We start from the raw sequence: 16,434 nt of genomic DNA, 5'->3' as shown, positions 1-16,434 counted from the left end.
GCAGCCTTTTCACGGCTTATGGGGCACTCTTCCGTTCTATTTATATCTTTATTTCGCTAAGCGAAATGTTCCAAATATTCTAGAGCTAAACAGTGCAACGATATAACCTAGCGGGATGAACAGGATAATCCCAAACCATCCATATAAGGAAATACAGATCAGCGCAGAACAAATGATTGAAAAAGGAAGCAGTAAGATAGGGACCGCACGCAGCCCCGCTTCGGCTTTTTGTTCCTTTGTAAACGGCAGAATTCCGATGTAATCATCTCCCACGAATAACGACCAGAACGACAACAGCCAATTGGTCATGAGAGAAACTAAAACTATAAAGCCCAGCCATTTGAACCCTGATGGAATGATAAATATCGCTAGAAGGGACACAGCAGTAAACGATAAGTAGAGCTTTAAATGGGCAGGATTCCGTACAAGGGCCTTAATCGCTGCCGCAGAGAAACGGCTCTCGGCAGTTTTTGATTTTAGCAAAGGCTGTGATTTCCGGAAAATCCACGGCTTATGGCGGGTCGGACGTGGCTTATCCAGTACGCCGCGGAGTAATAGGGCCGCTATTTTCATCCGCTGCTTATAATCTTCACGCACATCGTTCATGAACGTCCCACGCATCACTATACGCCGCTGAAGAGCGATTACCGCTACGACTGCAAAGAGTGCTGCAATCAGCAGCATAAAAACTGGACTGTTGTTCCAAAACGTAGCTGCACGGAAATAAATCCCACAAGGAACGGAGATGGCCAGAATCAGCCACAGCCAGCGCCGCCAGCCTTGCTTTTGTACTTTTACAATATGCCCAAGTAATTTAACGCACCAGCTACATGCCAGAGTCAGAGCGAACAGCGCCCATACCTCGGATGACAGCATTCCATATCCCCGAACCAGAAAAGGTAATAACAGCACAAAAGCTGCACAGAACTTCAACGATGTTACGATCAGGCTGTACAGCAACCCGCGGAACATGATCGTATTTATCCATCGCTGCCGTTGTCTTAGAAATAATAGATCGCCTTCCTGCAATAATAGCACCAGTCCCCCTCTACAGAGCAGGAGCACAAATAATGAAGGAATCAGCATAAACGGCAAATCTGCACTCCAAGCTGGCAATGCCTCGTTCCAGAACCCGTAATATAACCGTCCTCCCAGAAATCCCCCGGGAATCAGTATATATAACAGCACAGTCCAATCGGCAGCCGTACGAATAATAGCAGATTGCTCACGCCAATGAGAAAATAATCGCCGCCAGAATAGCTTTTTGGAGGTAGGAAAAGCAAACCCTCGCTGCTTCTGCTTACTCATGTCAGTTCGTCGAAGCAATCAAACAACGACGCCTCCGGCAGCCCAGCATAATCACGTATATCTTCGAGCGTTCCTGCAGCGGCAACCCTGCCACCCGAGATCAGCACAAAATCATCGCAAATTTTCTCAGCAGTATCCAATACATGCGTAGACATTAATACACCAGCTCCGCGCTGCCGCTCCGCTTCCAGCAGTCGCAGGAAATCTTTAGTGGCCCGAGGATCCAAGCCGATAAAAGGCTCGTCCACAATATAAACATCCGGCTGTACCAAAAAGCCAAGCATCAGCATCATTTTCTGTTTCATACCCTTAGAGAAGCCAGCTGGAAGATCATCACGGACATGGTTCATGCCGAACTGCTTCAGTAACCTCTCCGCCGTTTCTTGAAACTGCTCATATTTTAGTCCATAAGCAGCAGCAGCCAAATCTAAGTGTTCCCATAAGGTCAGGTCCTCATAAAACACCGGTTGCTCCGGTACATAAGCATAAGATTTATTAACTCCATTAAAGGAGACCTTAGCTTTGGTATTCTTAAGCAAACCGAGCAGTGTTTTGATTGTAGTACTTTTTCCCGCACCGTTTGGTCCGATCAGTCCGAGCAGCTGTCCACGCCGCACCTGAAATGAAATATCGAATATGCATGGGGCACCTGCTTCATAGCCTGCTTCATCGATCTCAACATCGAGTACAATCTCTTCGTCGCTCTCGGTATCCCCTGTTATTTCTACATTCTCCATATTCGCCAACTCCTAAATATTTCTAATGAATATTATTATCGAAATTCCAATCCAGAAAAATAGCTTCTCTAATCGTACTATATATACTTTCTCCAAGGAAGCAAACTGATTTTTTCACAGCTCAGAGAACTACTCTCCTATTTAAAAAAGAAACCTCCCATTAAAGAGAGGTCTGTCCGAGAAGCTCTAGGTTATTTGTTGCTGAAATTTCTTCTTCACGTTTAATTGCCGCTTCATCTCTACGCTCGATTTTACCACGCAGCATTAACAGTAACACTCCGAGCAGGGCTGTAAGCAAACCAGAGAGAATGAAAGCCGGGACAGGTCCTGACGCTGTAACTAAAGCCCCACCGGCCACAGGTCCCAAGATAACAGCCGCACTTGTTAGACTGCCTATAGTTCCAAATACACGGCCCGTGTATTCCGCAGGGGTCCGCTGTTGCAGCATAGAATTGAAGGGAATGAATGCAAGGCCTGCTCCCACACCAGCAAACATAAAAGAACCAAATAAAGCGATGTTCATCCATAATCCAGCCTGACCGTGGGCAGTTACAATTCCTGCACTTGAGAAAACAACCCCCATAATTACAGCTCCCAATCCCATAAAGACGAGCGTATGTTTACCACCGCCTATACGGCTTACAAGCAGGGCTGACAGTAAGGTGCCAAGACCACTGGCTGCCACACACCAACCCAGCAGATCACCGTTCACACCCGGAATTTCCCGGAATAACGTTACAATCTGCGAATCACCAATTTGCAGCATTAGCAGCACTAGCACCAGCATAGCAATCCCGCAAAGTACTACAGGCATTCCCGCGATCACCTGCAGACCCGCCGACATTTCTTGGCGAAAAGACTTCCGAACACCATTCTCCCCTGTGCTATCCTCTGCTGCATCTTTCTTCAGTGCAGCCGCACGCGGCAGTCCTATTAAGATGACCGCCGATAAAATGAAGGTAGCCGAGTCAATCACATAACAAGCGGCAATACCAAATGCGGCAACCAGCAGTCCACCTAGAGCAGGACCTACAATTTTGGTTATTTGTTCAATAGATGAGCTAAGCGCCATGGCTTTATCCATCTGGGCCGCAGGGACAAGCTCCTTGAGCTTTCCGCTTTTGGCTGGTGAAAAGAGTACATCCATGATCCCTTTAGCCACCAGCAGGACATATACCTGCCAGAGAGAACCTGCAAATACCAAACAAACAACGATTCCGGCACGAGCTAGATCCGAACCAATCATCAGCGCCTTGCGGTTAAAACGATCACTTAAATAACCTGCAAACGGCCCTCCTAAGAGCAACGGCACAGCCATACATAAAGATATAGCCGTAATTTCCCACGGTGTAGCATTCCATTTAAAACCTACCATTGTCAGTAGTGCTAGGATATGCAACCAGTCTCCCACATTCGATACAAGCTGTGCGGCAATAAGCAGCATAAAGGGCTTATTCGCCGTCAGCTTTCCTTCTTTTGAATCATGAGCCAGCTGTTCCTCCATCTTACTTCACTCCCCGTTACTATTTCTCGATGAAGTAATAGTAAAATATTGGAGAACATCAATCATCCGTCTGGAGGCGTAAATAGCGCTTGAACCTAAGGCTGAAATTCTTATCCTTTCAAAGACTGAAATCAAAAAAACCTTCGTTTTTATCGTATTTAAAAAATTGTTTGATTTTTAATAATTAAAAGTGTGCTCATTGTGACAAATCACATGTTCTTCATTCGCTCTTTCACGTATTCTAAGGTTATCTCAAGGTTCGTTGCACAGGTAACCCGTGCACTAATGACTATTGATTGCAAACTGTGCGATGAGTTCACACATGATTAACGATAGAGGGTGGAGAAGCATGATACAATCTTACGAACGTGATACGCAATTAACACTACATTTGTACCGGGTATTTGCCAAGTCTTTTAAGAGCATTAATGAACATGCTGTTACCGGCAGCAAAATTGAAGGTTTTAATCCGACTGCCTTTGCCGTTATGGAAGTGTTGTACTATAAGGGACCACAACCCATTCAACAAATTGGCGCCAAGCTGCTGCTGCAAAGCGGCAACGTTACTTACGTAATCGATAAGCTTGAGGAACGCGGCTATTTGCAGCGTAAGCCTTGTCCGAGCGACCGCCGTGTGATTTTTGCGGAGCTGACTACGGAAGGTGAACGTCTCATGAATGAGATGTATCCGAAATATTCAGAACGCCTGCATCTTGCTTTCAGCGGTCTGAATGATGATGAGAAGGAACAAATGATTGTTCTGCTCAAAAAGATGGGTCTACAAGCTGAGAAGCTATCCCCTCTTCCTCGTAAGTAAGAGTCGCTTATTTATGTGTTTTAGACAAGCTGTTATTGATTTCTGTTAATGGTAAAAAGAAAACCAATAGGCGATTCTCCGATTTATTTGAGAATCGCCTATTGGTTTTCTTTGTTCTGCGGCAGTTTACTTGAGCAGATGATATAAGTCCTTATGACCCCTCTGAGCAAAATTTGAGTGCCTTTTTACAGCCTCCGTTAGCCGAACATTAGTTGGGAACTGATCAGTTAGGGCAGTAAGTCGATGCCGAAGACGGACTTTGAGGTCCGCTTTTGGCAAACCTCGGATCATCATCATCCTTATTCGGCAGGACTTGCGTGCACGCTTCCGACTGGATTTGGCGTAGCACACCTCCGATTGGACTTGGCGAGCACACTTCCGATTGGACTTGTCGTGCACGCTTCCGATTGGACTTGGCAAACACACTTCCGATTGGACTTGGCAAACACACTTCCGATTGGACGTCCCTTCTAGCTGACCGTAACTACCACCCTCAGTAAAATTCACTTTTGATATAACCCGCTATATTTTCAGCGCCCGATCTTGATGGGAACCTGAGCAGTAGCTAAAGGAATAACTGCATTCTATACAGCTATTTCGTATGCAAATCGGATTATTCTAACTTTAAGTGTATTCTGTACAATTAAAAACCAGAAAAAGTACCCCTAGGCGAGTAAATCAAGAAAATAGATGTACTAAATACAGCTATATCCATTGAAGAGTTAACGGCAGGATTATAGTTGTACAAAATACAACTAAATTTGCCTAACGATTGCTTCCACTGCTTCCATCGACGCTCTACTCTAGAGGTTACATCAATCTGGCGTGCCACCCATCCGTTATTCCATGTGCTACTCCGTGCGTGATTCCATGTGTCACTCCATGCGTCATTTCATGTGATACACCGTCCGTTAGTCCATGCGTCATTCCATATGCCACACCGTCGGTCAGTCCCTGCGTCATTCCATGCGCCACTCCAGGGAGTTAATTCGTATGGTTCAACCACTTTAACACGCTATCTACCTAATAAGTTATGCCTTTTTCAAGGACGATGAAGCATCCTCTACTGAAGGCACACCGTTGCGCAAACCCCAGGAAATTATCAGCGACAAAACAGCGAAAACTGCCATTACGATAAATAATGAATGAAGACCACCTTCAAGGGCATCACGCAGACTGTTTGATACTTCCCCAGACAGGTTGGTTCCTGCATGTGATCCAAGCAGCTTATTAATATCATCTCCTGAGATGTTTGAATCTGGTTGTTTTCTTAACAGCTTATCAATATTCAAGTTCAGCCAGGAACCAAAAATAGCCACCCCAACAGTCTGTCCTAAAGAACGCGTGAACGCATTAAGCGCTGTAGATGCTCCCCGTTGCTCATACGCAACAGAGGACTGCGCGATAATCGTAAAGACTGTAGAAGAATACCCAAAGCCAACTCCACAGACCAGCATCAAGCATAAGAGCAGCAGCTGTGAAGACTCCCCTGTTAAGAAAGCCAGACCAATAGCCCCGGCAGCGATCATAATCAACCCAAGCATTGCGGTTCGACGCGAACCTGCTTTTAGAATCATCCGCCCTCCGGCGATCGAACCAAACATCCAGCCTACCGACATCGGCGCCAGTAGCAAACCTGAGATGGCGGCGCTTTTTCCGGATACACCCTGCACCCATAATGGCACATACGTAGAAAGCCCAATAATTAATGTGCTTACCAGCAGGTTAGCCCCAGTAGACACCGCTATGTTGCGGTTCGAGAATAGACCCAGCGGCAACATAGGTTCAGGAGCACGACGCTCCACAAAGAAAAATAAAACTAGCAGGATAACAGCCACACTTAGAGTTGCAATTAGCAGTGGGGATGTCCACTCCAGATTCTGTCCTCCTGTGGAGAGACCGAAGAGTAATGCGCCCATACCAGCAGCGAATAGCAGCACCCCTGCCACATCAATTTGTGCTTTCCGACGTACCTTCTCTTCCTTCAAATAACGGGCAATAAATACCATTGCTAGTAAACCAAATGGCAGATTAAAGACAAATACCCAGCGCCAGCTTAGGTAATCTACAACATATCCTCCAAGAAGAGGGCCTACCAAAGAGGAAATCCCCCATACAGAGCTAAGTAATCCTTGTGTCTTCGCTCTCTCTTCAATACTGTAAATATCCCCGATAATGGTAAAGGTCATTGGAATGAGCGCACCCGCGCCAATCCCCTGTATTGCCCGGAACAGGATCAGCTGTTCCATACTTTGCGAAATACCGCATAATAATGAGCCTAATAAAAAAACAGCTGCCCCCCACATGAACACCGGCTTGCGTCCAAAGAGGTCACTGATTTTGCCGAAAATAGGAGTAGTAATAGCCATTGCCAGCAAATAAGAAGTGAATATCCAGCTAAGCCACTGCATTCCCTGAAATTCACCTACGATAGCTGGACCCGCTGGTCCTGTTACCGTTCCTTCAATCGCAGCCAAAAAGGTAGCTAGCAGCACCCCTATCAGTATTAATTTACGTTCTAAATCCCCTGTTGACTTCAATGTTCCAAACCCTCTCTTTATGTAATCAAATCATTGCCATTCCCCACGCAGAAGCGCATGTAGAGTCACATCCTGAAAGCCGGAAGGGGTCTGACGATATTGACGCAGTATACCTTCCTTCTGAAAGCCGAGCGTTTGAACCAGCCTCTCCGCACGATTATTATCAGGATGACACAGCGCTTCTATCCGATTCAGCCCCATCCTATTGAAGCCGAAGTTGAGCACTAAACCAAGCGCTTCTTTCATATATCCAAGCCCCCAAAAGGCAGGCGCCAGATCGCAGCCAATTTCCCCGCGGTAAGCTCCCTGTAACTGCCAATAGTTATAACCGCAGCTCCCTATAACTTCACCTCCGGGTCCTACAATACTCCAGCGTAAGCTGTCCTCTTCCTGAGCCATCTGTGATAAAAATGCAATCAGTTGCTTAGTCTCTTCGATAGAGGATAATGCTGGAGCCCCCAGCCAGCGGGTGACCTCTGGATGAGACCAGATCTGATACAATGCTGAAGCATGTTCAGTAGTCATAGCACACAGCTTCACTCTACTGCCGACCAGTGTGGGTATCACTCCATTGCAGATATACAAGTCTCTGCCCCCCTTCAACTTATCAATTATACATCATTCAAGAGTATATCCTTAAGATAAAAGTTCTAAATTCTTTAACATTGAAAAGAACAAATTCTACGCGTTAACGTAAAAAGACGTCTGCAACAGGGAGCAAACACTCCCTAAATACAGACGCTTTTTATTCAACTTAACTACAATGATTTCATTCCGCTTCATGAATAACTTCACTGCATAACACCTGAAGTTTGGCTCGAATATCCTTGAACTCTTCAATTCCAGTCCCCGTAATACTGTACCCTTCGGTATGGGCAGTCAGAAAGTTGTCCAGTGTCAGCTTTTCCAATTCCTGTTTCACTTCGCGTTCTCCTACACGATACCCCAGATCTTCAAGTCCGAGCAGCATCTCTGAGATCGTCACATCTTTATCCCGTGCACAATAAAGCATATGAATTCCTATGAACAAGTTCTGTACATCAGCGCGCATATTCCACCTCTTCCGGCTATATAGCCTTCGGTATTTATACTAGCATTACCCTCTGACCGATCCCCGGAAACATTATTGTGGCTGTTCCGCATTTCATGGACTTCAAGGAACATTCCATATTGTTACAGATTGGTATTGTCGCTTGACGTATTATGTCTAGCTGTACTATGTTGATAATTACAGTTATGAGTTCATATTTGAATTTAAAGTACAGGAAGGTGATGCTTCATGTTTCAAGCTATGCCTTACGATGGAACACGCAACGAGCAGTTTGAAGCGGTTCTAATCCAACTAGAAGCATTAGTAAAGGACGAACCAAGTGCTACGGCCAACCTGGCCAATGCTTCGGCACTGCTTAAACACGCTATGCCGGATACGAATTGGGCCGGTTTTTATTTATTTGATGGCAAGGAGCTTGTGCTCGGGCCTTTCCAAGGTCTTCCTGCCTGCATCCGCATCCCGTTGTCTCGTGGAGTCTGCGGAACGGCTGCTGCGGAACGACGCACGTTAGTAGTTGGAGATGTGCATGCATTCCCGGGACATATCGCCTGTGACGCCGCTTCAAACAGCGAAATTGTTGTCCCGCTGATCAAGGATGATCGTTTGCTTGGCGTACTCGATATCGACAGTCCGCTGAAAGATCGTTTTGATGATGAGGAACGCCGGTTCCTGGAGCGGTTCGCAGCCCTGGTATCGGAAGTTATCTAAAGCAGCTCTGCCCTATAGAGCATAAGAAATAGGCTGTCTCATTTGTAGGAATCTTCTACTTATAAGACAGCCTATTCTTGTTGAGCCTATAGCCGTACCGGACTGATATTCCAAATCTCCGCCGCGTAGCGGCTAATCGTGTTATCACTTGAGAATTTACCGGAATGACCAATATTTATAATAGACTTTTTCAGCCACTCCTGACGGTTGCGGTATGCCCGGTCAATCTCGACATGAGTCTCGACATAACTTGCGAAATCCTTAAGCACAAAGAATTCATCGTTATTATCCAAAAGAGAATGGAAAATGGTCTCAAACTCCGCACCATGACAGCATATAGGTCCCGGATTAACCAACTGATCCAATACTTCCTTCACACGGCTATCCCCATTGTAGATATCACGTGCGTGATAGCCGCCATGCTGATAATAATCCATTACCTGCTCAGCACGAAGACCGAACAAGAACATATTGTTGTCCCCTACCATCTCATGCATTTCCACGTTAGCGCCGTCCATCGTACCTACGGTTAATGCACCGTTCATCATAAACTTCATATTCCCCGTACCGGAAGCCTCTTTACTCGCTGTAGAAATCTGTTCACTAATATCCGCAGCAGGAATGATCTTCTCGGCCAAAGATACCGAATAATTCTCAAGGAAAAAGATACGAATCTTGCCTTTAACATCCGGATCTTTGTTGACAGCCTCCGCCACAGTATTGATCAGCTTGATAATTCGTTTCGCCAAATGATAGCTTGGCGCCGCCTTTGCTCCGAATATAAACGTGCGCGGTACCATATCCATCGAAGGATTATCTTTGATTTGGTTGTACATATGCAGAATATGCAAAATATTTAGCAGCTGCCGCTTATAAGCATGCAGGCGCTTCACCTGAACATCAAAAATAGAGTCGGGGTCTACATGTACCGAATGCTTGCTGTAGATGTATTCAGCCAACTTGAGCTTATTCCGCCGTTTAATGCTGGCCACTTGTTCCTGGAAGGATGCATCCTCACAATATTTAATCAAGCCAATCATCTCTTGCGGATGGCTCATCCAGCGGGTTCCTATCGATTGATTGATAAGGTTAGCCAGATCCGGATTGGCATGCATCAGCCAGCGCCGGTGAGTAATCCCATTCGTCTTATTATTGAAGCGGTGCGGGTACATTTCATTAAAGAGCCGCATTTCGCGTTTCATCAATATTTCTGTATGCAGCGCCGCTACCCCATTGACACTATGGCTCGCCACAATCGCCAGATGGGCCATGCGAACCTGATCGTCATGAATAATTGCCATCTGTGAAATCCGGTCCTGATCACCGGGATAACGACTCATCAGCTCGCCGCAGAAGCGGGCATTGATCTCTTCAATAATAAGAAAAATACGTGGAAGCAAGTCCCTGACCATTTGAATAGGCCATTTCTCCAGGGCTTCGCTCAAGATCGTATGATTTGTATAGGACACCATACGAGTTGTAATACTCCACGCCTCATCCCATCCTAATCCATGTACATCCATCAGAATCCGCAGCAATTCAGGAATTACAAGCGTCGGATGTGTATCATTGATATGAAGTGCTACCTTGTCGGGCAGCGATTGTATAGGGAGTCCAAGCTTTCCAAAGGTTCGCAGAATACTTTGCAGGCCAGCGCTGCAGAGGAAGTATTGCTGCTTCAACCGCAACAGCTTGCCTTCGTATTGAGAGTCATCCGGATACAGGAACTCCGAGATGGATTCTACGGAACGCTTATATTCCAGGAATTTATGATAGTCTGATCCGGCAAAAGAGCCAAAGGTTCTGGTAGGCTGGGTGATGGACTCCGCGCTCCAGTTGCGCAGTGTATTCACATGCCGCCGATCTGCACCAATGATAGGCACATCATACGGAACTGCACGAACGGCCTCATATTGACTATGCTCAAAGACAAGCCGCCCGTTCTCCTCGCGAGTCTCAATCACGCCCCAGAACCTTACTTCTACCTGCTTGTCTTCACGACGCACTTCCCATACATTATCATTTTGCAGCCAGTAATCGGGCAGTTCCACCTGATACCCGTCAACGATTTTCTGCTCAAACAGGCCGTATTTATAACGTATACCGCAACCATGCCCCGCATATTGCAGGGAGGCCAGTGAATCCAAGAAACAAGCAGCTAGACGTCCAAGTCCTCCATTGCCAAGCCCAGCGTCGGCTTCTACCTCCTCAATATCCTGCAGCGAGAAACCAAGATCGGCCAATCCCTCACGCACGACCTCCAGCACGCCCATATTCAGCAGATTGTTCCCCAGAAGTCTTCCGATCAGAAACTCCATAGAAAAATAGTATACCTGCTTATCCTTATCCGTCTTGTACTTTTGATTGGTATCGGCCCAATTTTTCCCGGCATTCTCGCGAATCATGTTGCCTAATATTTTATAGACATCAGCATTCGAGGCTTCCTCCAAAGGTTTGCCCAATTTACTGATGAGCGTCTCGCGAAACACCTGTTTGAAAGTTTCTTTATCGTTAAACAACAGCAGGTTCCTCCTGACAAAAGCTTTTTTTAGGGATGCATTAGACTATGCCTGTAGATCAGATAGGTTATACTGTTTCGTTTCATCTAATCCAGTTGGTTTATATTTTGCTGCTCTTGGCGATGACAAATGGACGTTTACTATCCCCGACGAGAATTCGATTCTTACTTAAATGTACGTCCTTATCCATGATCACATTCTCAATAACAGCATCTTCCTCTATAATGCACTTCTGCATAATTACAGAGTTGATGATCTTCGCTCCTTTACGTACCTGAACCCCACGAAAGATCACGCTGTTCTCCACCGTTCCAGCTATAATGCAGCCGTTAGCCACCAGTGAATTGCTGACATTTGCGCTCTCTAAATATCGGGTAGGAGCCTCATATTTAATCTTCGTCTGCACTGGACTTTCTTTGAACAGACTAAAGTAATTCTCCTGCTGAAGCAGCTCCAGACTATTCTTATAATAGCTTTCCAATGAATTAATTACGGCATGATAGCCATGATACTCATAAGCAGCGATTTTGAATTTATGGCGGTTTTTCTGAATGACATCACGGAAAAAGTAACTCTCCCCATGTGCAATGCAATGTTCCACCTGCTCCAGGAACAGTTTTTTCTCCATAATGAAGATATCGAGATATAAATTGGGATGATCCTTCTCATGATGGATATTGGTCACATTATTCTCTTCGTCCACTTCAATACGCTGGCATAACTCATGCTCTGGCTGCAATTGCTCTATTTTTTTGTATACTACTGTAACATCGGCACCCTTCTCCAAATGGTAGCTGTACAAGTCCTGGAGATCGATAGTATTAATATGCTGGCTGCCGGAAAACACAATATATTTTGCAGATCCCCGTTTAAAAAGATCCAGATTATTATGATAATGCTGAAGGTCGCCAAGAGAAGTATCGGTGGGATCATTCCAGTCCGGAGGCAAAATAAATAGTCCCCCATGCTTGCGATTCATATCCCAAGATTTCCCGTCACCCAAATGGTCCATTAAAGAACGATATTTACGGCGAACAAACAGGCCCACGCTCTCCAGATCCGCACGCATCATATTGGAAAGCACGAAATCTATCAACCGATAACGACTGGCAAAAGGTACGGCTGCACCACAGCGGAAATAAGTGAGTTCATTTAGTTTATCGAGTTCATGATCCAGATTAATTACACCCATGAGTTGCTTCATCGGAATCCACCGTCCTCTTATAATTTATAAGAAAGTATAAGTTTCACTATATACTTTATCCTTATAAATCTCGCATAAACGCTTACCGTCCCTAGAAGGACGCCGAAGGCGTTTTAGCTTGATTATATGGTTTTGGCCACAGCTGATTTACGTTTTTTGCTTTTATTGTCGATCAGCAGAATTTCGTTCTCGTTCTCCCGCTCGATGCCTATTTCCATATAATCGTCGATTATCGTATTCTCACTAATAATCGCTTTATGAATGCGTACGTTCTTACCAATCTTAACCTTAGGCATAATTACGGAGTCCGTAATCACACTGCCTTCACCTACCTCTACGCCATAAAAAAGAACCGAGTGCTTCACTTCACCATGCACAATGCAGCCTTCATTAATAATGCATCCTGACACTTTCGCCCCAGGTGCGACATATTGGGCAGGTTGATTCGGATTACGTGTAAATATGCGCCAGCTGGGATCATTTAGATTAAGCGGTGGATTATCGCTCAGTAAATCCATATTCGCTTCCCACAGGCTTGCTACCGTACCAACGTCTCTCCAATACCCTTCAAAAGGGTACGCAAATAAAGAGTTCCCGTCTTCCAGCATCAAAGGGATGATATCCTTACCAAAATCGTGAGATGACCCTATATTCTCTCCGTCCTCCAGTAAATGCTTGCGGAGAATTTCCCATTTAAAGATGTACACACCCATAGAAGCTAGCGTGCTTTTTGGCTGTGCAGGCTTCTCTTCAAATTCGTAAATTTTCAGATCATCCTCCGTATTTAAGATTCCAAATCGACTTGCTTCCTCCAGCGGAACGTCAATCACAGAAATCGTGCAATCTGCATTTCTCTCCTTGTGGTATTGCAGCATAGCATGATAATCCATTTTATAAATGTGATCACCGGATAGAATAAGAACATGCTCGGGGTCGAACTGATCTACAAATTTAAGATTTCGATAAATCGCATCGGCTGTTCCCCGATACCAGCTGCTTCCATTCTCACGTTCATGCGGTGGCAATACGAATACTCCACCATTCTTACGGTTCAAATCCCAATCACTGCCTACTCCGATGTAAGAATGTAGTATAAGTGGCTCATACTGTGTCAATACACCGACAGTATCAATACCCGAGTTGGAGCAGTTACTTAAAGGAAAGTCGATGATCCGATAAGTGCCCCCAAAATAGACAGCGGGCTTGGCAAGCGATTTGGTTAAACCTTTCAATCTTTTGCCTTGGCCTCCAGCCAATAGCATGGCTACCATTTCTTTTTTCTTCATGGAAAAGCCTCCCTTGACTTATGGGTAATATAAAGTTCAGCAAACCTAGGATGAATGAACAGAATTCCAAAAAGAAGTGAATTAGAAAAGAAATACACCAGAAAGAAATGAGCCTTGATAGGAAGATGACAAAGTTGAAAAAACGAGGAAGGAAATTTTACACGTTCGGATGATCTAACCTAAAATAGGGAGAGCATTCTCCAAAATCAGGAGCCTGAATCAGGAGATTATCCTTATTGTAAAGTGTTCTATATTCTTCGTCAAAACCCTTTATCGCAATTCCGAAAATCCGGAATTTTTAACCCTGTTTGTCATTAAACACGTTAATATTCCTTATAACTAGATTAACCAATTTAAAGCCATGTGAAAGAAATTCACTCATTTATTCTAGAAAAAGAATCATTCGGTCTTCAGCAAACATTCAACCGGATATGGCATAATGAAGCTATCTATCACCGATTTGGAGGAACCTATGATGAAAGCAGTACAAGGAGTTCGACTTCTGCTCGTAGATGATGAGCCTCATATATTACAGTTCCTGGAGCTGGGTCTCCTTAACGAAGGTTTTGAAGTACGAACCGCGTCGGACGGGCTAAGCGCCATTTCGATTGCAGCTGAATTCAAGCCCCATGTAGCTATCCTGGATGTTATGATGCCGGGTATGGATGGATTCGAGGTATGTCACTATCTGCGCTCAGAAGAGACAGAGGTAGCTGTCATCATGCTTACTGCAAAAGACGAAGTGGATGATCGCGTAAAAGGACTATCTATTGGTGCTGACGACTATATGGTCAAGCCCTTCAGCTTTGATGAATTACTAGCGCGGATCCAAGCGCGGCTGCGGAATCAGTTTCCGGGGCTGCTAGGTGAGGTCCGCTGCGGTCCTTTCCGAATTGACAGTCGACGAAAGGAAATTCGCTTCAGGGAGGAAGTACTTGAACTCTCCCCTACGGAATACGAGTTATTACAGTATCTCGTTATCAATCACGGCCTTGTACTCAGCAAGCCTATGATTCTTGATAAAGTGTGGGGCTATGATTTTGGCGGTGAGGAAAATATTGTTGAGGTCTATATCCGTTCGCTTCGTGAGAAGCTCGGAGATAAGGAGCACCGTATTATCCGTACCCTGCGGGGCGCAGGCTACCGGGTGGATCTATGAGCACTCCCATCTTCAGATGGCTTCGCAGACTGCCTGCACCACGTTCCTTGCGTAAACAGCTGCTTGCCACATCGCTGCTTATTCTATCAGGATTGCTGCTGCTAATTGGAGTCTTACAATATATCCTTATGCGAGATTTTATATACAGCAATAGAGCCGAGTCTATGGAAGCGCAAATACGTTCTGTCCCCCGTGAGATGTTTTTTAACTTTTTTAATTCCTATGACGAGGACAGCACAGGTATAAATGACACGAACAACGAGTTTAACAGCAATTTCCCGTTGGAAAGAGAAGACATGAATAAAATGCCAAGTGGGCTGCGAACTGGCGAGAACCGGCGCCCGCTTCTGCTTGATGCCCATACAACTCTCGCCATGTACAGCTCGGATGGCACCTTCAGGGATTTACAGCAATTAACCCTCTCAGATATAGCAGCACCCAGGCTGACCAATGAGCAATACGATGCGCTGCTGATTCACACCACGGATAGGGCAACAGGAAATTACAAGCTCATCCAAGCTGAAGACGGAACTGAACATCTAGCTATATTCATGAATCTTTATAGACCTGGAAATACTAGATTGCTGCTGCAAATGAGTGTGAGCACAGGGCCATTGACGGATGTGATAATGCAGCAGCTGCTAATCTACGCAGGTTTGTCAGTGATTGCTTTATTGACTGGATTATTCCTATACTTACCGGCCCTGCGAAAGACGTTAGTTCCTCTATCTAATATGGGAGAATCGGCTGAGATCATTAATGCCGGTAATTTGGACATTCGGTTTCCAGTTGACCAAGGACAGGCCGAGATCGACAAGCTTGCTCATTCATTCAATGGTATGCTCGAACGTCTCGAAATATCCTTTCATAATGAACGGGAGGCCAAGGAGCAGATGCGCAGGTTCGCTGCCGATGCTTCCCACGAGCTTAGAACTCCGCTTACCTCAATACACGGTTTTCTTGAGGTCTTGCTGCGGGGCGCCGCCGATAATAAAGAACAGTTATATAACTCGTTGCGAAGCATGCATGGTGAATCGAAACGGATCAACAAGCTGGTCGAGGATCTGCTACTGCTCGCTCGAATGGATGGAGCTCCACAACTGCAGATGACTGATCTGATTCTCAGCGAGGTAATTCACGAAATGAAGCCGCATCTGCTTTTGCTCGCAGATCAACGTAAAGTTACTTTTGATATCTCCTATGGCATCCGTGGTAAATATGATCCCTATAAGCTCAAGCAGGTGATTCTGAATCTGTTCCACAATGCAGTTCAGCATACCAATGCCACGACAGGGAGCATTCATCTCTCTTTGCAAGCGGAAGGAAATCAAGCTCTATTAAGCGTGCGGGATAATGGCTACGGAATTCCCGGAGAGCACATCCCACATATCTTTGATCGATTCTACCGCAGTGACTCCTCTCGTACACGTAAATACGGCGGATCAGGGTTGGGTCTCTCCATTACAAAATCTATTGTCGAGGCACATCACGGCAAGATTAGTGTAAATAGCACCGTTGGCGAGGGCACAACGTTTACGGTTAGTCTGCCTTGCGAGGAAGGATTAGCCAAGGAAGAGTAACAACCGTTATAATTAAGAGGA

The 16,434-nt window shown here is 45.4% G+C and carries 15 protein-coding genes; 5 read left to right on the top strand and 10 right to left on the bottom strand.

From position 1 onward, the window contains the following. Positions 1-48 precede the first annotated feature (48 nt). The 3 genes from NST58_RS03425 to NST58_RS03415 all read right to left on the bottom strand — a co-directional run bounded on the left by NST58_RS03425 (position 49) and on the right by NST58_RS03415 (position 3,549). Positions 49-1,326, bottom strand: a complete 1,278-nt coding sequence (locus tag NST58_RS03425) for an ABC transporter permease (protein ID WP_339171105.1) — start codon at positions 1,324-1,326, stop codon at positions 49-51. Then, on the bottom strand, positions 1,305-2,045 hold the full coding sequence (locus NST58_RS03420; protein WP_036676805.1) for an ABC transporter ATP-binding protein: 741 nt from the start codon (positions 2,043-2,045) through the stop codon (positions 1,305-1,307). Before NST58_RS03420 ends, NST58_RS03425 begins: the two co-directional genes overlap by 22 nt. A 160-nt stretch (positions 2,046-2,205) precedes the next feature. Beyond that, on the bottom strand, positions 2,206-3,549 hold the full coding sequence (locus tag NST58_RS03415; RefSeq protein WP_339246235.1) for an MFS transporter: 1,344 nt from the start codon (positions 3,547-3,549) through the stop codon (positions 2,206-2,208). Positions 3,550-3,898: 349 nt separating this feature from the next. Between NST58_RS03415 and NST58_RS03410 the strand changes: the two genes are divergently transcribed. Both NST58_RS03410 and NST58_RS03405 read left to right on the top strand, forming a co-directional pair. Next, a complete protein-coding gene (locus NST58_RS03410; protein ID WP_036676802.1) occupies positions 3,899-4,366 on the top strand; it encodes a MarR family transcriptional regulator in 468 nt (155 codons plus the stop codon). A 243-nt stretch (positions 4,367-4,609) separates the two neighbouring features. Then, complete coding sequence (locus NST58_RS03405) at positions 4,610-4,840, top strand: hypothetical protein (protein WP_339246232.1); 231 nt, start codon at positions 4,610-4,612, stop codon at positions 4,838-4,840. Between the two features lie 336 nt (positions 4,841-5,176). Here the strand turns inward: NST58_RS03405 and NST58_RS03400 are convergent, their stop codons facing one another. The 4 genes from NST58_RS03400 to NST58_RS03385 all read right to left on the bottom strand — a co-directional run bounded on the left by NST58_RS03400 (position 5,177) and on the right by NST58_RS03385 (position 7,957). Continuing rightward, positions 5,177-5,329 carry a hypothetical protein gene (locus NST58_RS03400; protein WP_339246229.1) on the bottom strand — a complete coding sequence of 51 codons (153 nt, stop codon included), beginning with the start codon at positions 5,327-5,329 and terminating at the stop codon, positions 5,177-5,179. Between the two features lie 68 nt (positions 5,330-5,397). Further along, entirely contained in the window at positions 5,398-6,906 is a 1,509-nt protein-coding gene (locus tag NST58_RS03395; protein WP_339246226.1) for an MDR family MFS transporter, read from the bottom strand. Between the two features lie 30 nt (positions 6,907-6,936). Further along, positions 6,937-7,491, bottom strand: a complete 555-nt coding sequence (locus NST58_RS03390) for a GNAT family protein (RefSeq protein ID WP_076279657.1) — start codon at positions 7,489-7,491, stop codon at positions 6,937-6,939. A gap of 184 nt (positions 7,492-7,675) precedes the next feature. Next, a complete protein-coding gene (locus tag NST58_RS03385; protein WP_036676794.1) occupies positions 7,676-7,957 on the bottom strand; it encodes a hypothetical protein in 282 nt (93 codons plus the stop codon). A 228-nt stretch (positions 7,958-8,185) separates the two neighbouring features. On the opposite strand from NST58_RS03385, the gene NST58_RS03380 reads away from it, so the two are divergent. Beyond that, complete coding sequence (locus NST58_RS03380) at positions 8,186-8,665, top strand: GAF domain-containing protein (RefSeq protein WP_036676791.1); 480 nt, start codon at positions 8,186-8,188, stop codon at positions 8,663-8,665. A gap of 86 nt (positions 8,666-8,751) precedes the next feature. Here the strand turns inward: NST58_RS03380 and NST58_RS03375 are convergent, their stop codons facing one another. From NST58_RS03375 to NST58_RS03365, 3 genes are all read right to left on the bottom strand, one after another. Then, positions 8,752-11,184 carry a glycogen/starch/alpha-glucan phosphorylase gene (locus NST58_RS03375; RefSeq protein ID WP_076193750.1) on the bottom strand — a complete coding sequence of 811 codons (2,433 nt, stop codon included), beginning with the start codon at positions 11,182-11,184 and terminating at the stop codon, positions 8,752-8,754. Positions 11,185-11,284: 100 nt separating this feature from the next. Then, the gene (glgD, locus tag NST58_RS03370) at positions 11,285-12,388 is read right to left on the bottom strand and encodes a glucose-1-phosphate adenylyltransferase subunit GlgD (protein ID WP_036676786.1); all 1,104 of its coding nucleotides are present in this window, start codon (positions 12,386-12,388) and stop codon (positions 11,285-11,287) included. A gap of 122 nt (positions 12,389-12,510) precedes the next feature. Continuing rightward, complete coding sequence (locus NST58_RS03365) at positions 12,511-13,674, bottom strand: glucose-1-phosphate adenylyltransferase (protein ID WP_076275458.1); 1,164 nt, start codon at positions 13,672-13,674, stop codon at positions 12,511-12,513. Between the two features lie 475 nt (positions 13,675-14,149). On the opposite strand from NST58_RS03365, the gene NST58_RS03360 reads away from it, so the two are divergent. Next, entirely contained in the window at positions 14,150-14,833 is a 684-nt protein-coding gene (locus NST58_RS03360; protein WP_038568592.1) for a response regulator transcription factor, read from the top strand. Next, entirely contained in the window at positions 14,830-16,413 is a 1,584-nt protein-coding gene (locus tag NST58_RS03355; RefSeq protein WP_076186276.1) for a HAMP domain-containing sensor histidine kinase, read from the top strand. The genes NST58_RS03360 and NST58_RS03355 overlap by 4 nt, the downstream gene beginning before the upstream one ends. Positions 16,414-16,434 lie beyond the last annotated feature (21 nt).

The sequence above is a fragment of the Paenibacillus sp. FSL R10-2796 genome, assembly GCF_037965315.1.
In the GTDB taxonomy this organism is placed as follows: domain Bacteria; phylum Bacillota; class Bacilli; order Paenibacillales; family Paenibacillaceae; genus Paenibacillus_AQ; species Paenibacillus_AQ odorifer.
Note: the sequence above shows the minus strand (reverse complement) of the source record. Positions and strands in the feature narration are given on the sequence as shown.